The sequence below is a fragment of the Frigoribacterium sp. AC512 genome (genome assembly GCF_979258295.1).
Window position 1 is genome coordinate 385,290 of record NZ_OZ409850.1, and the last position, 19,429, is coordinate 404,718.

The following is a 19,429-nucleotide window of genomic DNA, read 5'->3' on the forward strand; positions in this document are numbered from 1 at the left end:
TCCGAGGCCGTGCCCGCCGACGTGAACGGTAGGAGGCGCGGGCCGGCCCCGTCCACGTGCAGAGGCGATGGTCAGGTGCCGGGTGACGCGGCGTCCCCCGTCGCCCGCTGCGGGCCGGCAGCGTACTCGCCCGGCCGGCCCGCGCCTCCTCCGTGCCCGTCGGGGCGACGCGCGTTCAGCGCGGCGTGACCGCCATGCTGCGGAACGACGCGGGGATGCCGAGCGTCCGGACCCCGACGTTGCCGGGCGTGGTGTCGCACCCGGTGTCGGTGTGCGACGCGGTCGTCCGCGGACCGCCCGACGACGCCTGCGCCGTCACCGTGATCGTGCAGCCGACCATCTCGACCGTCAGGTGCTGCCACTGGCCCTGCGGGACGGCGGCGGGCAGGGGCGTGCGGACGAACTCGCGCCAGGTGCCGCCGACGTGCTTCCCGAGGATCAGCGACGTGCGGGAGACGCCGCCGTAGTACCCGTCGAGCTGGTCGGTCCCCGTGCCCGGGTTCCGGACCCGGACGTTGTAGCCCGCGTCGAGGTCGGCGCTCGTCGCGGTGTCGAACCTCACCTCGCCCGTGACGGACGCGTTGCCCCAGGTGCGCGAGGTCTCGACCGACTTGTCGCCCTTGCCCGACTGCGTGTTCGAGTAGGTCTCCTTCGCTTGGTCGTTCGACCAGGCGCCTCCGTACGGCGTGAAGGCCGACATGTCCGCGACCTTCCACGGCGTGTTCCACGGCCGTGGCTCGGTGCTGGCCGTGGCGCCGGCCGTCACCGTGACGAACCGCCAGGCCCCGGTCCCCTCGAAGTCTCGGAGGCCTACCTTGCCCTGGAGGTGCGTGGGTGAGCAGCCGGTGTCGACGTAGGTGAACCCGCGCACGCCGGTGTCGCCGTTCGCCCCGGCCGTGCTCTGCGACACCGTGACGGTGCAGCCCGTCACCTGGACGACGAGGTGGTACCAGGTGTTCAGGGCGATGCCCCCTGGCACGTCCATCGTCTGGAGGAACCTGTACGAGCCCTTGGTCATCTTCCCGAGCTCGAGCTTGCCCGCCGACGAGACGTAGGCCCAGTACCCGTTGTGCTGGTCGAGTCCCGGCGAGGGGTCGCTCACCCTGGCGAGCAGGCCGACCTGCTTGCCGCCGTCGAGCTTGACGTCGGCCTGCACCGTGTAGTCGGTCCAGGCCGCGTCGCCCGTGACGGCCTTGGGGGCGGCCGCCGTCGGCGAGCCGCACTTCTCCGTGTAGTAGCCGAACCCCTCGGCGGTCGTGGTCGCCCAGCAGCCGTCGTAGGTGGTCCAGTCGGTGGCGCCGCCCGCGAAGCCGGACCGGTACGGCAGGGGGCCGGAGGTGCGCGGGAACGACGCAGCGGTCGTCGCCGTGTTCCCCGTGCCCCGCACGGCAGCGGTGAAGGCGCCCGAGGTGGGGCTGGCGGTCCAGAGCCCGGCGACGAGCGCCGCGAGCAGCAGGGCGACGACGAGGAGGCGGCGCCGGCCGATCGTCCCGGTCACGAGGCGGCCGATCGTCGCCCGGCCGTCTGCGGCGCGAGTCCGACGGTGAGGCACCACACCAGGGGCAGCAGGCAGACGAGCGCGAAGACGACCCAGCCGGCGGGGTCGAGGTGCGGGGCGATCGAGATGAGCACGCCTCCGCCGGCCGGGGTGTCGGTCGTGAGGGCAGGCAGGTCGAGCGCCCCCACCTCGCCCGAGGCGAGGACGACGGACGAGCCGTGCTCGGTCGCGAGGCGGGACGGCAGCAGGCCGGTCGACACGACGGTCGCGACGCCTCCTCGACCTCCGTCGCTCGCGGTCGTGGCGAGGACGGTCGCGGCCGTGAACGGGCGCAGGGCCGCAGCCACCGCGGCGACCACGCCGGCGGCGCCGACGACGCGCAGGGCGGAGCGGTGGGTCCGCGACGGCACCAGCAGCGTGACGGCCCAGAGCGCGACGCCCCCGACGACCAGCCACGGCAGGGCCCTCGCGAGCCACCCGACACCGGGCAGCAGCACGTCGGCCCGGCCGACGAGGTCGGCGTCGACGAGGCGCCACGGGTCGTCGGCCTCGCTCGCGTCGCCGCGGGTGACGACGCCGTCGGGGTCGAGAGCGGCGACCCGGTGCGTGAACGTGGTGCCCGCGCGTCCGGGCGGCGTGAAGGTGACGACGTCCCCGACGCGCAGCTCGTCGACCGTGACGGGCGACGTCACGACGAGCGTGCCGACGGGCGCCGCGGTCCCCATGGAGGCGGTGCGGACGACGAACGTGCGGGCCCCGAACAGGTGCAGCACCGCCAGGGCGATGAGCAGGCCGAGGGCGAGCACGACGCCGGCGACGAGGGCGGCGTCGCGGCGGCCGAGCGGTGACCGGCCCGGCGAGCGAGCCGGCCGCGACGCCTTGTCGGGCGCCGCGACCGGTCGGCTCAGGCGGTGAAGGTCCACGTGAGCGGTACCGTGGCGGTGAGGCCCTGGTAGTCGTTGGAGAGGCCGTCGGCGAGCTTCGTCGCGAAGCTGAACGACTGGCTCGACTTCGCTGCGACGCTCGGCAGGGTGATGGCGGTCGTGCTGTCGCCGAGCTGAAGCAGCGTTCCGGAGTAGATCGGGGTCCCGCCGGACGAGATGACGAGGGTGATCTTGCCGCAGACGTCGTTGGCCGAGCCGGTGGCCGTGCCGCTGGCGGCGCTGGAAGCGGTCTGCTTGCAGATGTCGGCCTTGCGGAGGGTGAAGGTCTTCGCGGCCACCGTTCCGTCGTTGTAGACGGTCAGGGTGGAGGCGGCCCGGGGCTCGCTCGAGTCCGGCACGAGCGACCCGGTGCCGAACGTGTTGATGCTCGTGCAGGAGGTGCTGTTCGCTGCGGAGATGGGAGTGGTCTTGTCGGTGCCGTTGCTGTAGCAGGCGCCGCCCGATGCCCCCTCCTGCCGCATGAGCAGGGTGCCGGAGCTGACGTTGGCGTTCGCGTTCGTGATGCTCGCGGTGAAGGCGGACATCGTGCCCGACATCGTCAGGGCCATGAGCACGGCGGCGGCGAGGCCGGTGACGACGGCGAGGGGAGTGGTGCGGAGGCGCGCGCGGGCGCGGTGGGACGAGGAGGCCATGTGATCGGTCTTTCAAGTCGGGTCGGTCGGTCACGGTCGCGACCGGCGCGGTCGTGACAGGCCGATTCCCAGCGGCTGCACGACGGTGACGACTGATCCCCCACCGGTCGATGCAACGCTATCGATGTCCACAGAAGTGAGGACACCCCAGTTCGTGGGGCTCGGCCGATCCCGGACGGGCACGGGTCGGCTCAGGCCTGCCAGCCTGCTTCGCGCAGAGCGGCACGGGCGTCCTGGCGGGGCGAGTACGGCACGTCGTCGGTGCCCACGACCCGGTAGTCGGTGTCGCCGGGCCCCACCCAGAGCACGGTGTCACCGGGGCCGACGTCGCTCAGTGCGTGTCGGATGGCAGCCGCAGGCTCGGCGAGCTCGACGACCGTGGCGACGCGCTCTCGGCACCGGTGTCGTCGTCGTTCGTCCGCGGCCGTCCTCGCGCCGGCCACGAGGGCCCGGCGGATGAGCGCGGGGTCCTCGGTGCGGGGGTGGTGGTCCGTCACGACGACGAGGTCGGCCGCCTCGGCGGCGGCCCTGCCCATCGGCTCGCGCTTCGACGGGTCCCGGTCGCCGTCCGCGCCGATCACGACGACCAGGCGCCCGTCCGTCACGGTCCGCAGGGCCTCCAGGGTCTTCGCTACGGAGTCGGGGGTGTGCGAGAAGTCCGTGTAGACCCGGGGCCCGTCGACGCCGGAGACGTCCAGGGTGCGGCCGGGCACCGTCACCTCGATGCCCAGCTCCACAGCCTCCTGGAGCCCATCGACGGCGTGGCCGGCCTCGACCAGCATGACGAGGGCGAGCGCGGCGTCGGCGGCCATGTGCCGTCCGATCAGCGGCACTGACGACCGAAGCACGCGGCCGTCCCGCCGCTCGAGGCGGAAGCTCGTCGAGGAGGCGCTGGTCGCGGTCACCTGCAGCCTCCATTCCCCGTCCTCGACGTCTTCCGTCGCGATCGTCGTCACGGGGACGCGGGAGCGCGCCGCGACCTCCCGGCCCGCAGGGGAGTCCAGCAGCACGACCCCGCGCTCGGCACGGTGCTGGTCGAAGAGGGCGAGCTTCGCCTCGAGGTAGCTCGCGGACGTGGGGTAGTCGTCGCGGTGGTCGTGGCTGAGGTTGGTGAAGCCGACGACGTCGAAGCGGAGCCCGTCGACCCGGTGCCGGCTGAGCGCCTGGGCGCTCACTTCGAGCGCGGCGGTGTGGACGCCGTCCTCGGCCATGCGCGCGAGGAGGGCGTGCAGCTCCGTCGCCTCGGGCGAGGTCAGGCGGCTCGCGACGGCCGAGTCCAGGCTGCGTCGCTCGGCGGTGGAGCTCAGGCCGGCGGGGACGCCCAGCTGCCGGAGCACCGCGTGGAGCACGTGCACCGTCGTGGTCTTGCCGTTCGTGCCCGTGACCCCGAGGAGGCGCGGTCGCCGCGACTCGGTCCCGCTCACCCTCGCGGACAGGCGGCCCAGGTGCCGACGGGGGTCGGCCACGACGAGCGAGGGGAGGCCGGCGGCGGAGGCGCGCTCGACCCCCGCGTCGTCGGTCAGCACGGCGACGGCGCCGGCCAGGGCGGCCGCGGCGACGTGGTCCGCCCCGTGGCCCCGACGGCCGGGGAGGGCGGCGAACAGCCCGTCGGGCGACAGCTCGGCGTCGTTCACCGCGACGTTCGTGACGAGCACGTCGAGGGCGGCCTCCTCGTCGGACCTGCCCATGTCGTCGCGAGAGGCGGCCGGCACGAGACGGAACCCGTCGCCGAGAAGGTCGGACAGACGCGCTCCGGCAGGCCGCCGGGGGCGAAGGAACGAGAACTGGGGCACGGGTCTCCCGGGACGACGGCGGCGGAACGACCATCGTGCGCCGTGACCCGCAGGAGGTTCCGTGAGCGTGTACCCCGACGCGCCGTGCGGCTAGAGCAGGCTGAGCGCCGTGAGCAGTCCGGCCGTGGCCGTCGCGCCCGCAGCGAGGGCCGAGCCGACGATGACGAGGAGCGTCAGGCGGCGCTCGCGGTCGCCGACCGACCGGACGGAGGAGGTGCGGTGCGGATCGGGGTACGTCACGGGCGCCTCCCTCGGGTCAGGCCCGGTCGGTCCCGGGCGCGCCCAGCATGGACCTTTCGGGCCGCCCGTGCACAGACCCCGTCCGGGGTGCTTCGCTCAGCGGCCAGCGATCAAGGAGAGGGGGCGACAGCTCCTCTCACGCTGCCCAGGTCGATCCCGGTGCCGCCGACGCCCTTGCCGTTCCCGTTGCCGACCCCGGCGCCCACCCCGTTGCCGTTGCCGTTGCCCTTGCCGTTGTTGCCGCCGCCGCCGCCGTTCCCGTTGTTGCCCGGCGCCGCCGGCTGGCTGGGCTGGGTCGGCGCGGGCACTTCCTCGACGGGGGTCGTCGGCTCCGGCGCCGGGGCCTGCGAGCTCTGCTCGTCGGTCGGCTCGGACGTCGACGGCGCGGGAGCGGGCTCCTCGTCCTCCGTCGAGGGCGACGGGGTGTCCGCGGGCTCGGTCTCGGCCGGCGTCGTCTCGGACGGGGCCGGGCTGTCGCTCGTCGCCGGCGCGACCGGCTCGTCGCCGCCTTGGCTGACCGCGAAGCCGATCAGGGCGGCGGCGCCGAGGGCGAGGGCGACGAGCCCGGCGATGACGACCCCGCGACGGCTGCGGCGCTCGGCCGGCGCGGAGGAGGCGCCGCCCGGACCCCCGGGGGAGCCTGCCGCGCCGCCCGAGCCGCCCGTGCCGCCCGTGCCGCCCTCGCCGCCCAGGGCGGTGAAGCGCTCGGTCGCCGCGCCTGCCGCGCCGCCCGCGCCTGCAGCTCCTGCAGCGCCGAGCCCGGCCGCGGCCCCGAGCCCCGCCGCCGCAGCACCCGCCGGGAGACGTCGCGTGGGCGCGTCGCCGTCAGCGCTCGGCATCAGCGCCGTGGCCGCGCCGGTGCGCGCGTCGTCGGCACGTCCTCCTCCCGCGACCAGCGCCTCCGCCCGGGCGTGCACCTCGAGGGCGGTCGGCCGTGCGTCCGCCACGCGCGCGGTCATCGCGCGCAGCAGCGAGGCCCACTCCGGGCCGAGCGCGTCGGGCACGACGGGGTCACGGTGCAGGCGCCCGGTCAGGGACTCCATCATCGAGCCGGGGAAAGCCCGCTCCCCGGTCAGAGCCTCGAGCACCACGAGTCCGAGCGAGTAGATGTCGGAGGCCGGACCGACCCGCGTGCCCAGGGCCTGCTCGGGGCTCAGGTACGCGGCCGTGCCCAGCACGGCGCCGGTCGCGGTCACGCGCGTCGAGTCGACGAGGGAGGCGATGCCGAAGTCGGCGAGCTTGGGCGACCAGCGGCGACCGGGAACGGGGGAGGGGGCGAGCAGCACGTTGCTCGGCTTGACGTCGCGGTGCACGATGCCTGCCGTCTGCACGACGTGCAGCGCGCCCGCCAGGTCGACGAGCAGCTGCGCCGCGTCGGTGGTGTCGAGCGGGCCCTCGGCCAGACGCGACGAGAGCGACGGTCCGTCGACGAGCTCCATCGCGAGCCAGCCCGGGCCGTTGGTCGGCGCGACGTCGGCGTCGTACAGGGTGACGAGGGCGTGGTGGCTCAGCGAGGCGAGCACGGCGACCTCGTTCTGGGCCCGCTGGGCGTCGGCCGGGTCGGAGCCCTGCGCGCTGAGCAGCTTCACGGCGATGGTCCGCCCGAGCAGCTGGTCGTCGGCGCGGTGCACCGTCGACATGCCGCCCCGCCCGAGGACGTCTCCGAGGAGGTAGCGGCCAGCGAGGAGGCGCGGTGCGTCCCGGTCGTCCACGGTCGCGTCGTCGTCCCGGTCGTCCATGACCCCGAGGCTACCCGGCGGGGCGGGACAGGTGTCCGCGCCGGGCGACGGGGTCGGGGCGCGGCCAGGCCGAGGGGCCGCGCAGGCTGGGGAGCGGCGCCTAGCGGGCCGAGACGGGAGCCGTGGTCTGCTGCTGGGCGATGACCGAGTTCAGCTCGTCCAGGAACGCGCTGACCGCCTCCGCCTGCTCGGCCGGCACGCCCATCAGGAACTTGCGCACGTGGGGCGCACTCGTCACCGTGTCGCAGGCGTCGCGCCCGGTCGCGGTGGTCGTCACGATCTTGCGGCGGCCGTCGGCAGGGTCGGGGGTGCAGGTGATCAGCTCGGCGTCCTGGAGGCGGTGCAGCAGGTTCGAGACCGCGGGCGTCGAGAAGCCGAGGGTCGCGGCCAGCGTGCTGGGCGTCATCGGTTCGTCGGTCTGCTCCGCCGCCAGCACCAGGGCCAGCGCGTCACGCTCGGTCCGCGGCAGCGCACCTGCGGACCCTCGGCGGTCGAGTCGCTGCTCGGTGATGCGCCAGGCCTCGAGGGCGGCGTGGAGGCGGGCTGCCTGGATCTTGTGCGGCATGCGGGGGTGGTGTCCTCTGAGTGGTCAGGTCGTCGGGGAGCGGCGGCGAGTGCCGGTGGTCCGTGTCGGGCGCGGACGGTCAGTCGAGGTCGTCGTCGTCGATCGAGGTGTCGAAGTAGGCGACGTGGTCGTCGGGCACCGAGCCGAGGATGCGGTCGGCGAAGGTCACGAGGCGACCGCCATCTCGCGGTCGTCGCGGGCCGACACGGCCTCGGGGTCGACGAAGAAGCTGGCGTAGCTCACCTCGAGCGGCCGCACGACGTCGAGGGAACGGGCGCCGTTCTCGACCGCCTGGGCCATCGACGCCACGACGTCGCGGACCCGGCGGCGACGCGGGTAGGTCTCGATGCGGGCCGCGGGGACGGACCGCTCGCGGACGTAGAAGCTGTCGAGCTCGGTCGCCGTGGGGCGCACGGCACCGCCCACGCGACCGCTGACGGCGGCGACGAGGTCCTCGTGCGTGAGGCGACGGAGGTCGACGCTCATCGGAGTGCCTCCGAGTCGAAGAGCTCGGCCAGGTCCAGCGGCTGGGTCTCGGCCAGGAGGTGGTGGCCGGCGTCGGTCACGGCCGCGGAGGTCGAGGCGCTCATGCGCCGGCGCCCATCGCGAAGAGCATGCCCGCGATCAGCGTGCCGCAGGCGGCGAGAGCCGAGGTGGCGACGACGAAGAGCGTCAGCTGACGGTCGGCGTCGCGGATCTCGGAGAAGGGGGAGTGGTGCGTGGTGGTCATGTCCTGCTCGTTCCTGCCAGCCCTGCGCTGACCTCGAGGTGCATGTGGTTCGTGTCCCTCGTACCGCCGTGAATCGGTACACACGAATGGTTACACAGACTCGCTAGTCGCTCTAACTAGATGGCTGAGAGAGTTCGCAGAACGGACATCCCTCGAGGACGAAGGACCCGGAGTGCCCACGCAGGGCGCGCGAACGACGTGCGCGCGGCACGGACGCGGCGTGTGCGCGGCGTGCGCGCGGCGAGAGGCCTGGACGAGCACCCTCCTCCGGAACGGGGAGACCAGGGGAGGGTGCTCGAGGCGCCCCGGCCGGGTTCAGGCGACCGGGATGTGCGCATCGACGTCGACGGGGCGGAGGTTCGGGTCGACCACCCCGCGTCGGTGCGCTGCGTCGACATTAGGGGCGTCGGGCGCGCCAGGACGAGGGGGTTGCCAATCGCTCGATGCCGAGCTATCTTCAGCTCTCGGCGAGGAGGCGGTCCTCTGCGGGCGGCTCGGCGTGGTGCTCCAGGGGCGTCACGCGCACCGTCGCGATCCGGTAGCCCTCCATGCGGACCACCTCCACGGTGGCGCCGTCGACGGCGAGGGTGTCGCCGACGACCGCCAGGCGGCCGAGCGCGTCGAAGACCCAGCCGCCGACCGTCTCGTACGGGCCGTCGGGCAGCGAGACGCCGGTCTGCTCCTCGAGCTCCTCGACGATCAGGCCGCCCTCGACCTCCCGGCTCTCGCCCGCCTCCAGCGTGCCCTCGCCGCGGTCGCCGGTGTCGTACTCGTCGTAGATCTCGCCGACGAGCTCCTCGAGCAGGTCCTCCAGCGTGACGATGCCGTCGGTGCCGCCGTACTCGTCGATGACCACCGCGATCTGGTGGCCGTCGTCGCGCATGGTGCTGAGCGCCGCCAGCACCTTGGTCGTGCCGGGCAGGGCGAGGATCGGCCGGGTGATGTCGGCGACGGTCGTCGCCTGGTCGCCGCCCGCCGCGGGCACCGACGCCATCAGGTCGCGGACGTGCACGAATCCGAGAACGTCGTCACGGCTGACGCCGACCACGGGGTAGCGCGAGTGCGGCAGGGCCAGCACGGTGCGGTAGCCGTCGCTGACGGACGAGTCGCCGCCGAGGAACGACACGTCCGGCCGCGGCCTCATCACCTCGGCCACGCGGCGGTCGTCGGCGTCGAGCACGTCGGCCAGGATGCTGCGGCTGTCACGGTCGATCTCGCTCGTGTTCGAGATGATGTCGCGGACCTCGTCGGCCGAGACCTCGTCCTCCTTCTGGTCGGGATCGAGGCCGAGGAGGCGCCCCACGGCGTTCGTGGACACCGACAGCAGCCAGATGACCGGCCGCATCAGCCGGGCGAGGGCGTTCAGCGGCGGCGCGAGCGTCTTCGTGAACGCGACGGACTTCTGCATCGCGAGCCGCTTCGGCACGAGCTCGCCGAAGACGAGGGAGAGGTACGCGACCACGAGCGTCATGCCGATCAGGGCGACGGTCGACGCCGTGCTCTCGGCGAGGCCGAGCGCCATCAGCCCGGGCACGAGGTCGGGGGCGATCGTCGAGGCGCCGTAGGCCGACGAGAAGAAGCCTGCCAGGGTCACGCCGATCTGCACCGCCGAGAGGAAGGTGTTCGGGTTGCGGACGAGCTGCCCGATCTTCCTGCCGCGCTCGCCGCTGGCCTCGATCGCCCGCACCTGGCTGTCGCGGAGGGTGACGATCGCCATCTCGGTGCCTGCGAACACCCCGCCGATCAGCACGAAGAGCACGACGAGGCCGATGTTGAGCAGGGTGTCCGTGTCCATGCGCTCGATCCTGGCGGGGCGGACCGGGAGATCGCCCCGAACGTGCGCGAGGTGCAGGCTCTGCACGTCGCGACCCGCGGGCGAGGGGGTGCGTCAGGCCCGGTCGTGCAGGGTCACGTGGTACCCGTCGGGGTCGGCGAACGTGAAGGTGCGGCCGAAGGGGCCGTCGATCGGCTCGGCGACGACGGTCACGCCGGCCTCGACGAGGGCGTCGTGGATCGCCTGCACGTCGGTGGCGTGCAGCCAGAGCGCGACGCCGAGACCGGGCTGGGCGACCGCATCGAGGTCGGTGCCGGGCAGGAGGCCCCGCAGGGCGAAGGCGATCGGCGTCGTCGTGAAGACGACGGCGTGCGGCGGGCCGGCGGGCGATCGGACGAGACCGAGGTGGGTCTCGTAGAACGCCCGGGAGGCGTCGAGGTCGCGGACCTGGAGGGAGACGAAGTCGGGGCCGGTGACGGGCATGGGTGCTCCTGTGCTGATCGGGGTGAGGTGACGTCGTGGTGAGGCGACGCGGCCTTGTGTGTCAGTATTCTGACACGGATCAACCTATGTCAGACTGCTGACATGAGTCAAGGGATCGACCTCGAGACGTCGCTGGGCTACCTGCTCAAGGAGGCGGCGAGCGCTCTGCGGACGGCGATGGAGGAGGTGCTCCGGCCGCTCGACATGACGGTCACGCACTACTCGTGCCTCGAGCTGCTCGCGCAGCGGCCGGGGCTGTCGAACTCCGAGCTCGCCCGCGGGGCCTTCGTGACCCGGCAGTCGATGAACGTCCTGCTCCAGGCGCTCGAGCGCGACGGGTCGGTGACCCGGCCCGCGGAGGCGCCGGTCGGCAAGGCGCTGCCCGCCCGCCTGACGCCCGCGGGGCGGCGACGCCTCGCGGCGGCGACCGCGGCGGTGCGCGGCGTCGAGCTGCGGATGCTCTCGGGGATGAGCGAGGCCGACCGGCCCGAGGCGCGCCGCCTGCTGCGCAGCATGGTGGTCGCGCTGCAGGCCGACCCCGGCTGACGACCGGCTGTCTCGGCGTCGAGGAACCGGGTTGCGGGCGGTCGCTAAGGGTAGGCTAACCTCAGTTCTCGTGACCCCGACTGACACGGCCCTCGTGACGCCCGCCTCCTGGGCCCCGTCCGCGGCCGCAGCGGCGCCCGCTGCGCCGGGGGCGCGTACCGAGTCCACCGCGCTCGTCGCCGACGGGGTCTCGGTCTCGTACGGCGCCTCCGACGTGGTGCACGACGCCCGGCTCGAGCTGCGTCCCGGCCGGGTCACCGCGCTCGTCGGCCCCAACGGCAGCGGCAAGTCGACGCTGCTCCGCACCGCCGCCCGGCTGCAGCGGGCGCGGGCGGGGACGCTGTCGCTCGAGCAGCAGCCTCTCCGGCAGGCCGAAGCGTCCGCCGCGCCGACCGACGGCCTGGCGCTCTCGGTCCGCGACTTCGCCCGGCACGTGGCCCTCCTCACGCAGGGGCGCCCGGTGCCGAGCGGCCTCAGCGTGCGCGACGTCGTCCAGTTCGGCCGCTACCCGCACCGCGGGCGCTGGGGCAGGACCGACCCGGGAGGCGCGGCGGCCGTCGACCGCGCCCTGCAGCTCACCGGCGTGGAGGGCTTCGCCGAGCGCGGCGTCGACCAGCTCTCGGGCGGGCAGCTGCAGCGGGTCTGGCTCGCCAGCTGCCTCGCGCAGCAGACCGGGGTGCTGCTGCTCGACGAGCCCACCACCTACCTCGACCTGCGCTACCAGGTCGAGCTGCTCGACCTGGTGCGCGACCTCGCCGACGAGTCGCAGATCGCCGTCGGCGTCGTGCTGCACGACCTCGACCAGGCCGCGGCGCTCGCCGACACGGTCGTGCTGCTGCACGAGGGCCGCGTCCGCGCGACGGGCACGCCCGCCGACGTGCTGACCCCCGACCTCCTCTCCGAGGTCTGGGGCATCGACATCGAGGTCGACACCGATCCCTCCACCGGCCGGCTCCGCACCCGTGCGGTCGCCCGTCACCACACCAGAACCGAGAGGCTCCACCCATGACCAGCAGACGACGCGTCCTCGCCGTCACCGCCCTCGCCGCCTCGGCCGCCCTCGTGCTCGCCGGCTGCGGCACCACCGAGGAGGCGGCCGGCGGCTCGACCACCGGCTCGGGCTCGGGCGAGCAGATCACGCTCACCGACGGCACCGGCACCGAGATCACGCTCGACGGACCGGCGACGAAGGTCGTCGGCACCGAGTGGAACGTCGTCGGCGACCTCGTCTCGCTCGGCGTCGAGCCCGTGGGCGTCGCCGACGTCGAGGGCTATGAGGCGTGGTCCTCGGCCGTGCCGCTGACGGGGGACCCGACCGACATCGGGACCCGCGGCGAGCCCAGCGTCGAGACCGTCGCCTCCCTGGCTCCCGACCTGATCGTCGCGACCACCGACCTGCCCGCGGACGCCGTCGAGCAGCTGCGCGACATCGCGCCGGTGCTGCAGGTGGTCTCGGCCGACGCCTCCGACCAGATCGGCCAGATGGAGACGAACTTCGGGATGATCGCCACGGCGACGGGCACGGAGGACGCCGCCGAGCAGGTCCTCGCCGACTACGAGAAAGCCGTGGCCGACGGCACGAAGGCGCTCGCCGACGCCGGACTCGCCGGCACGCAGTTCGCCTTCGCGGACGGGTACGTCGACGCCGGCCAGGTGAGCATCCGCCCCTACGTGACGGGCTCGCTGATCAGCGACGTCACGACGGAGCTCGGCCTGACCAACGCCTGGACGCTCGAGGGCGACCCGGCCTACGGTCTCGCGTCGACCGACGTCGAGGGGCTGACGCAGCTGCCCGCCGACACCCAGTTCCTCTACTTCTCGAACGCCGTCGACGGCGACCCGTTCGCCGACACGCTGTCGTCGAACGCCGTCTGGCAGTCGCTCCCGTTCGTGCAGTCGGGCGACGTGCGCCGCCTGCCCGACGGCGTCTGGGTCTTCGGCGGACCTGCCTCGATGACTGCCTACGTCGACGCGCTCGTCGAGACGCTGACGGCCTGACCCGGTGACCGTCACGGAGCCGGCGCCCGTCGCCGACGCGCCGCCCGTCGCCGCAGACCGGCAGGAGGCGCGGCTCACCGCCCCGCCCCGTGCCGGTCTCGGCGCCGTGGCGGTCGTCGTCGTGCTGGCGGCGGTCGTCGTGCTCCTCGCCCTCGTCGACGTCACGCAGGGCACCGCGGCGGTCGGGCCGCGCGAGGTGTGGCGGGCCCTGACCGGCTCCGCGACCGCGGGCGACGCCTCCGTCGTCGTGGCGTCGCGCCTGCCGCGGATGGCGGCGGCGATCCTCGTCGGCGTGGCCCTCGGCGCCGCGGGGGCGGCGTTGCAGACCGTCAGCCGCAACGTCCTCGCGTCGCCGGACACCCTCGCGGTGAACGCCGGCGCGTACGCGGCCCTCGCGGTCGCGTCGGTGACCGGTCTGTCGCTGCCGCTGGTCGCCTCCTCGGGCATCGCGTTCGTCGGCGGGCTGCTCGCCGCGGGCGTCGTCCTCGCCCTGTCGGGCCTCGGCTCGGGGTCGGTGCGGCTCGTGCTCGCGGGCAGTGCCCTGGCACTCGGACTCGCCAGCGTGACGAGCGCGCTGCTGCTGCTCTTCCCTCGCGAGACCGCGGGGCTCTACCAGTGGGGGCAGGGCAGCGTCGGGCAGAACGGCTTCTCGTCGGTCGCCCAGATGGCCCCGGTCGTGCTCGTCGGCCTCGTCGTCGTGCTGCTCATGACGCGCCGGCTGGACGCGCTCGGCCTCGGCGACGACGCGGCCCGCAGCGTCGGGGTCGACGTGCGCACCACCCGCGTCGTCACCGTCGTCGCGTCGGTGCTGCTCTCGGCCGGGGCGGTCACCGTCGCCGGGCCGATCGGCTTCGTCGGGCTCTGCGCCCCCGCGTTCGTGCGGCCGCTGCGGCGGCTCGTGCCGAGCGTCCGCCGCACCTGGGTCTTCGTGTCGCTCGCCGGGCTCGCCGGCGCCGCCGTGGTGCTCGCCTCGGACGTGCTGCTGCGTGCCGTCGTCGGGCCGGAGGCGTCGGTCCAGGTGCCGACCGGCATCGTCACGTCGATCGTCGGCGCGGTCGTGCTCGTGGTGCTGGCCTTCCGGGCGGCGGACCACGGCGGGTCGACCCCGACCGAGCAGCACCGGGTGGTCTCGCGGCGTCGCTTCGTGCTCGTGCTCGCCGCGCTCGTGGTCGTGCTGGTCGGCGTGGCCGTCGCCGGGGTGCTGCTCGGTGACGCCGTGCTGCTGCTCGGCGACGTCGCCAACTGGGCGACCGGGCGGGCTGGTCCGGTCGTCAGCTACGTGCTGGACACGCGGGTGCCGCGGGTCGTCGCCGCGTTGCTGGCCGGGGCTGCGCTCGCCCTCGCCGGGGGGCTCGTGCAGTCGGTGACGCGGAACCCGCTGGCGGAGCCGAGCATCCTCGGCGTCTCCGGGGGAGCCGGGCTCGGCGCCGTCGTCGCGGTGACCAGCGTGCCCGCGATCTCGGGCTGGGGCGTCGCCGGGGCCGCGTTCGCCGGGGCCGTCGTCGCGGCGGTGGTCGTCTTCGGCCTGGCCGCACGCGGCGGGTTCCCGCAGAACAGGCTCGTGCTGATCGGCGTCGGGGTGGCCGCCGCGACCGCCGCGGCCATCAGCCTGCTGATCATCCTGACCGACCCGTTCAACGGCGCGAAGGCCCTGACCTGGCTGTCGGGGTCGACCTACGGCCGCTCGTTCGCCGACTCGGTGCCGGTCGCCCTCGGGCTGGTCGTCGGCCTCGTCGTCGCGGGGACGAGCCACCGGGCACTCGACCTCGTCGCCCTCGACGACGACACCCCCCGGCTGCTCGGCGTCTCGCTGTCGAGGTCGCGCCTGCTCTTCCTGTCGCTCGCGGTGCTGCTGACAGCCGCCGCGGTCGCCGCCGTCGGCGTGGTCGGGTTCGTCGGGCTGGTCGCCCCGCACGCCGCCCGCTCGCTCGTCGGAGCCCGCCACGCCCGCGTGCTGCCCGTCGCCGTCGTCCTCGGCGCGGCGCTCGTCGGCCTCGCGGACGTCCTCGGCCGCACCGTCATCGCCCCGGCCCAGCTCGGCGCGGGGCTGCTCACGGCGCTGATAGGGACGCCGTACTTCGTCTGGCTCCTCTGGCGCGGCCGAGCCGCCCGCCGGCGCTAGCCCCTGCCCCTACTCCTGCCACCGCGCCTCCTGCCGTCGCGCCTCCTCGCACCAGGCCTCCTCTTTCCCCTCCCGTCGCTTATCCCGCCTCTGTCACCACCCAGTGGTCCGAATTCGGCCCTGTCGGCCGTCTGGACGACACTTTCTGACCACTCGGCCGGGGCTGGGCGTCGGGACGCCCGGCGGCGGCTGACGAGTGGTCCGAATTCGGCCCTGTCGGCCGTCCGGACGACAGTTGCTGACCACTCGGCGAGGCGGCGGCGTCAGTCGTCGGCCAGCCGGGGGCGATGTCGGAGGCGGGGCGTAGGTTCCGAGCATGTCCGAGACGCCTGCCGCCGACGTCCGCGCCCCCGCCCCCGCCCGCGCCCGCGCCCGGCTGATCCTGCCCGGGCAGTACGGAGACGAGTTCGACGACGGCGGGCCCGTCGTCGTGGTCGAGGCGCGCGACGCCTTCACCCGTCGGCCGATGCACCGCGCGAAGGCGCACCTCTGGCTCTCCGCGCTGCGGCACCGGGTCGCCGCGCTCGGCGACCGGGCCGCCCACGTGCAGGTCGAGACCCTCGACGAGGTGCTCGACGACGCTGCCGGGCTCGGCCCGTTCGAGGTCGTCGACCCGCCCGACCGCCAGCTCCGCGCGGCCGTCCGCCGAGAGGGCCGCGACGTCCGCGTGCTGCCGAGCCGCGGGTTCGTGACGAGCGAGGCGGAGTTCGCGACCTGGGCGGCCTCCCGCAAGGGGCGCCTCCTCATGGAGAACCACTACGAGACCGTCCGTCGCCGCGAGGACTGGCTGATCGAGGGCGACGGGCCGGCAGGCGGCAAGTTCAGCCTCGACGAGCAGAACCGCAACCCGCCGCCGAAGGGCGCGACGACGCTCGGCCTGCCCGACCCGGTCTGGCCCGACGAGGACGAGATCGACGACGCGGTGCGTGCCGACCTCGACGCGTGGGTCGCCGACGGCAGCGTCGTGTTCGTCGGTGCCGACGACCGCCGCCGCTTCGCGGTCACCCCGGCCGAGGCCGAGGCTGCCCTCGACGACTTCGTCGAGACCCGCCTCGGCGACTTCGGCCCCTTCGAGGACGCGATGCTCTCGAACGACTGGACCATGTCGCACTCCCTGCTCAGCGTCCCGATGAACCTCGGCGTGCTCGACCCCCGGCACGTGATCGAGCGCGTGCTCGAGGCCCACGCCTCAGGAGGCGCGCCCCTGGCGAGCGTCGAGGGCTTCGTCCGTCAGATCGCGGGCTGGCGCGACTACGTCTGGCACCTGTACTGGCACCTGGGCGAGTCGTACACGACCGACAACAACGCCCTCGGCGCGACCGAGCCGCTGCCCCGGTGGTGGCGGGAGGTCGACGCGACCGAGGTCCAGGCCGAGTGCCTGCGCAGCACCCTCGAGACGGTGCACCAGCACGGCTGGACGCACCACATCCAGCGGCTGATGATCCTCGGCAACTGGGCGCTGCAGCGCGGCTACCGGCCGGCCGAGCTCACCGACTGGTTCACGGACGTCTTCGTCGACGGCACCGAGTGGGTGATGCCGGCGAACATCGTGGGCATGTCCCAGCACGCCGACGGGGGAGTGGTGGCCACCAAGCCCTACGCCGCCGGGGGCCGCTACATCCACTCGATGAGCGACCACTGCGGCTCGTGCCCGTTCTCGCCGACAGTCCGGGTCGGCCCGACGGCGTGTCCGTTCACGGCGGGCTACTGGGCGTTCCTCGACCGGGTCGAGCCGGCGCTGCAGGGCAACCCGCGCATGATGCGTCCCCTCCAGGGGCTCCGTCGGCTGGACGACCTCGACGAGGTGATCGCGCAGGAGGCGGCGCGCACGACCCCCTGACGATCGCGTCACGCTCGGCTCGCGCCGCGCCGCGCCGTCCCTCGACTCCGGACGGCTGCCTGGCCGTCGAACGAATCACCAGAACTGGGGGGCGTCCTCGATTCCCTCCTCTGGGCCTCGGGCTGCGAACATCGTGCAGACCCGACACGACCCCGAGGAGGCCACGATGAACGAGCAGGAACGACGCCGACCGCTGTTCGTCGACGACGTCACCGACCCCGGCGTGTGGGAGGCGGCCGCCGAGCGGCGTGCCCTCGCCGCCTCGGCCCGTCGCTCGTTCGCCCGCCGCACGGCGGACCACCTCGGCGAGGCGCTCGGCGTCAGCGCCGCCCCGCGCGCGCTGCTCGGCTCGGCGGACGACGACGCGCAGGTCCCCGCGCTCTGAGCTCCCTGCGGCTCTCAGCGACGCGACCGCCGACGCGGTCACCATCGTGGTCGCGAGTCAGCTGGCGGACGTGCCCGCCGCCTCCTCGTCGTCCGTGACGAGCTCGCTCTCGTCCAGGTCGTCGAGCTCGTCGTTGCCGGCCGCCTCGATCCAGTCGGTCGCGTCGTCCGAGAGGTAGAACTCCTCGGCGTCCACGTCGGCGGCCCAGTCGTCGTCGGCCGTCGGCTCGCCCGTGACGGCGGTGATCTGCTCGAGCACCCAGGCGGGGACGACGTCGCCCGCGTTGTCGATCAGCCACTGTCGGGTCGAGGGGACGAGCTCGGACCACCATTCGTCGATGCGCATGCACCGAGCCTGACACGTCCGGGGTCCTCGGCGCTCGTCCGCGCCTCCCCGTGTCGAGGATTCAGGCATCGGCGTCGTGACGCGTGCTCGCTGCCGAGCAGCGGGCGCCTCGACGACACGGACGCCTGAGTCCTCGACACGTCATGCCGCGGCTGCGCTCGCGCTCGTCTCTCACGCCGCGCGCGTCTCGGTCGTCGAGCTCGCTCCCTCGGCGCCGGCCGATGCGCACGCCGCGTCGACCGCGCCGCAGCGCAACTCAGGAGGCGGTCGTCGCGGACTCCTGATCCGTGCACGACTCAGGGCCCCCGCTCCCCCCGTCGCGCAACGCAGGACAGATCTTCCTGAATGAGGAGAGACCGGCGACGAGGGAGCGGGCGGCGGTCACCAGCCGCGGGTGAGCCCCTCGAGCCCGAGGTCGAACGCGACGACGACGTCGTGGTCGGGCTGGAGCAGCATCTGCAGCTGCAGGCCCATGTACAGCGCGACGACGCTCGTCGAGAGCGCGGCGACGTCGGTGCCCGCGGGCACGTCGCCCTGGCTGAGGTCGAACGCGAGCCCCTGGAACACCATCGCGTGGAAGTCGCGGTAGCTGTCGCGGACGAACCGTCCGGAGAGGTCGCCCGCGTCGGCCGAGCCGATCGAGAGCGTCATGAGCGAGCGTGACAGCCCGCGGTGCACGTTGCTGTGGGCGACGAGTCCGCGCACGAAGCCGAGCGTCGCCGCGCCCGCCGTCTCGCGGGCGACCTGCTCGAAGCGGTCGAGGTTCCACCGGTCGACGGCGGCGAGCACGAGCCCCTCCCACGACGGGAAGTGCCGCTCGACGCAGGCAGGCGACATGCCGGCGGTCCGGGCCACGGCGGAGACGTCGGTCGCGTCCCAGCCCAGCACGTCGAGCGTCTCGACGGTGGCGGCGACGATGCGCTTGCGGTCCGCGACGCTGGTCTCGAACGCGCTCGGTTCGTGGTGCGCGGTGATGGTGCTCACGCGGTCTCCTCGGTGGCTGGCGGTCGCGGCGGGTGGGTGAGTCCCCGCCTGTCGTCCGTGTCCCCAGCTTGGAGCAGGCAGCCGGTCCCGACCACCCCCTCCGCGCCCCCAACCCGGGTGCCACGCCCACCCACGCACGAGGAGGCGCGACGCCGGTCGTCCCGGCCCCGCCCCACCTCGCGGCGACCACGGGGGACGCTGGCGCGGCGGCCGCCTCAGCCGCGCGTGCGAGGAGCCGAGCCGGTCGAGCCGACAGGACCGGTCGATCGGGTCACCGTGCGGCGACGCCCCAGCAGCAGGCCGAGCGCGACCATGCCGACGGCCAGGCCGAGGTGCAGCCAGTTGTCGGCCTGGTTCAGCGGCACGAAGTTGCTGCTCCCGGCGTGGTCGCCGAAGAACAGGCCGTAGATCCAGAGCACGAGGTAGACCACGCCGCCGACGATCAGATAGCTGCGCGAGGACGAGGCGCTGCGGGCGAGCGCGACGCCGGCGACGCCGAAGAGCAGGTGCACGAGGTTGTGCAGCACCGAGACCTGGAACACCCCGAGCAGCATCGCGCCCGACATGTGCCCGGCGAACTGGAGCGAGTCGACGTCGGTGGTGAGCCCCGGGACGAAGCCGGCGACCCCGACGAGCAAGAAGACGACGCCGACGACGAGGCTCGCCTTCTGGACGGGCGTGGCGGCGTAGCGGCGGTCGTCGGTGCGGGCGGTGGTGCTCATGGCGGCTCCTGTCGGTCGTGGGCGCGTCGGCGCCCCGGGGTCCGGGCCGCCCGGTGGCGGCGGCTCGCTGACGCCCCAGTCGACCACCG

Annotated in this window: 20 protein-coding genes; 6 read left to right on the top strand and 14 right to left on the bottom strand. The window is 74.1% G+C overall.

All coding sequences use genetic code 11. The annotated features are described in order from the left end of the window. Positions 1 to 175 precede the first annotated feature (175 nt). The 11 genes from ACZZ97_RS01625 to ACZZ97_RS01675 form a co-directional block, all read right to left on the bottom strand. Positions 176 to 1,498, bottom strand: a complete 1,323-nt coding sequence (locus ACZZ97_RS01625; RefSeq protein WP_463472066.1) for a hypothetical protein — start codon at positions 1,496 to 1,498, stop codon at positions 176 to 178. Then, the gene (locus ACZZ97_RS01630; protein WP_463472067.1) at positions 1,495 to 2,421 is read right to left on the bottom strand and encodes a S26 family signal peptidase; all 927 of its coding nucleotides are present in this window, start codon (positions 2,419 to 2,421) and stop codon (positions 1,495 to 1,497) included. The genes ACZZ97_RS01625 and ACZZ97_RS01630 overlap by 4 nt, the downstream gene beginning before the upstream one ends. Further along, positions 2,403 to 3,074, bottom strand: coding sequence for a hypothetical protein (locus tag ACZZ97_RS01635; protein WP_314104302.1), 672 nt, complete (start codon positions 3,072 to 3,074; stop codon positions 2,403 to 2,405). Before ACZZ97_RS01635 ends, ACZZ97_RS01630 begins: the two co-directional genes overlap by 19 nt. A 191-nt stretch (positions 3,075 to 3,265) precedes the next feature. Beyond that, a complete protein-coding gene (locus ACZZ97_RS01640) occupies positions 3,266 to 4,762 on the bottom strand; it encodes a Mur ligase family protein (RefSeq protein ID WP_463472068.1) in 1,497 nt (498 codons plus the stop codon). Positions 4,763 to 4,957: 195 nt separating this feature from the next. Continuing rightward, positions 4,958 to 5,107, bottom strand: coding sequence for a hypothetical protein (locus tag ACZZ97_RS01645; protein ID WP_314104307.1), 150 nt, complete (start codon positions 5,105 to 5,107; stop codon positions 4,958 to 4,960). A gap of 110 nt (positions 5,108 to 5,217) precedes the next feature. Continuing rightward, positions 5,218 to 6,846: a serine/threonine-protein kinase gene (locus ACZZ97_RS01650; RefSeq protein WP_463472069.1), complete on the bottom strand. Its 1,629-nt coding sequence runs from the start codon at positions 6,844 to 6,846 to the stop codon at positions 5,218 to 5,220. Between the two features lie 100 nt (positions 6,847 to 6,946). Further along, complete coding sequence (locus ACZZ97_RS01655) at positions 6,947 to 7,411, bottom strand: MarR family winged helix-turn-helix transcriptional regulator (RefSeq protein WP_463472070.1); 465 nt, start codon at positions 7,409 to 7,411, stop codon at positions 6,947 to 6,949. A gap of 165 nt (positions 7,412 to 7,576) precedes the next feature. After that, entirely contained in the window at positions 7,577 to 7,897 is a 321-nt protein-coding gene (locus ACZZ97_RS01660; protein WP_314103999.1) for a hypothetical protein, read from the bottom strand. Between the two features lie 100 nt (positions 7,898 to 7,997). Then, a complete protein-coding gene (locus tag ACZZ97_RS01665) occupies positions 7,998 to 8,141 on the bottom strand; it encodes a hypothetical protein (RefSeq protein ID WP_158614632.1) in 144 nt (47 codons plus the stop codon). A gap of 457 nt (positions 8,142 to 8,598) precedes the next feature. Then, a complete protein-coding gene (locus tag ACZZ97_RS01670) occupies positions 8,599 to 9,936 on the bottom strand; it encodes a hemolysin family protein (RefSeq protein ID WP_463472071.1) in 1,338 nt (445 codons plus the stop codon). A gap of 93 nt (positions 9,937 to 10,029) precedes the next feature. After that, positions 10,030 to 10,398: a VOC family protein gene (locus ACZZ97_RS01675; protein ID WP_192043249.1), complete on the bottom strand. Its 369-nt coding sequence runs from the start codon at positions 10,396 to 10,398 to the stop codon at positions 10,030 to 10,032. 102 nt (positions 10,399 to 10,500) lie between these two features. Here ACZZ97_RS01675 and ACZZ97_RS01680 point away from each other — a divergent pair, with 102 nt between their 5' ends. The 6 genes from ACZZ97_RS01680 to ACZZ97_RS01705 all read left to right on the top strand — a co-directional run bounded on the left by ACZZ97_RS01680 (position 10,501) and on the right by ACZZ97_RS01705 (position 17,289). Further along, a complete protein-coding gene (locus tag ACZZ97_RS01680; protein WP_463472072.1) occupies positions 10,501 to 10,944 on the top strand; it encodes a MarR family winged helix-turn-helix transcriptional regulator in 444 nt (147 codons plus the stop codon). A gap of 70 nt (positions 10,945 to 11,014) precedes the next feature. Continuing rightward, entirely contained in the window at positions 11,015 to 11,953 is a 939-nt protein-coding gene (locus ACZZ97_RS01685) for an ABC transporter ATP-binding protein (protein ID WP_463472073.1), read from the top strand. Beyond that, positions 11,950 to 12,942: an iron-siderophore ABC transporter substrate-binding protein gene (locus ACZZ97_RS01690; RefSeq protein ID WP_463472074.1), complete on the top strand. Its 993-nt coding sequence runs from the start codon at positions 11,950 to 11,952 to the stop codon at positions 12,940 to 12,942. Before ACZZ97_RS01685 ends, ACZZ97_RS01690 begins: the two co-directional genes overlap by 4 nt. A 4-nt stretch (positions 12,943 to 12,946) precedes the next feature. Next, positions 12,947 to 15,064: an iron ABC transporter permease gene (locus tag ACZZ97_RS01695; RefSeq protein WP_463472075.1), complete on the top strand. Its 2,118-nt coding sequence runs from the start codon at positions 12,947 to 12,949 to the stop codon at positions 15,062 to 15,064. A 316-nt stretch (positions 15,065 to 15,380) separates the two neighbouring features. After that, positions 15,381 to 16,904, top strand: a complete 1,524-nt coding sequence (locus ACZZ97_RS01700; protein WP_463472076.1) for a cryptochrome/photolyase family protein — start codon at positions 15,381 to 15,383, stop codon at positions 16,902 to 16,904. Between the two features lie 166 nt (positions 16,905 to 17,070). After that, positions 17,071 to 17,289 carry a hypothetical protein gene (locus ACZZ97_RS01705; protein WP_463472077.1) on the top strand — a complete coding sequence of 73 codons (219 nt, stop codon included), beginning with the start codon at positions 17,071 to 17,073 and terminating at the stop codon, positions 17,287 to 17,289. A 57-nt stretch (positions 17,290 to 17,346) separates the two neighbouring features. On the opposite strand, the gene ACZZ97_RS01710 is transcribed toward ACZZ97_RS01705, so the two are convergent. The 3 genes from ACZZ97_RS01710 to ACZZ97_RS01720 all read right to left on the bottom strand — a co-directional run bounded on the left by ACZZ97_RS01710 (position 17,347) and on the right by ACZZ97_RS01720 (position 19,340). Next, positions 17,347 to 17,634 (bottom strand): hypothetical protein, encoded by a 288-nt coding sequence (locus ACZZ97_RS01710; RefSeq protein WP_314100579.1) that lies wholly within the window; start codon positions 17,632 to 17,634, stop codon positions 17,347 to 17,349. A 381-nt stretch (positions 17,635 to 18,015) separates the two neighbouring features. Next, entirely contained in the window at positions 18,016 to 18,618 is a 603-nt protein-coding gene (locus ACZZ97_RS01715; protein ID WP_314100580.1) for a TetR/AcrR family transcriptional regulator, read from the bottom strand. Between the two features lie 215 nt (positions 18,619 to 18,833). Further along, a complete protein-coding gene (locus tag ACZZ97_RS01720; RefSeq protein WP_463472078.1) occupies positions 18,834 to 19,340 on the bottom strand; it encodes a DUF4383 domain-containing protein in 507 nt (168 codons plus the stop codon). Positions 19,341 to 19,429 lie beyond the last annotated feature (89 nt).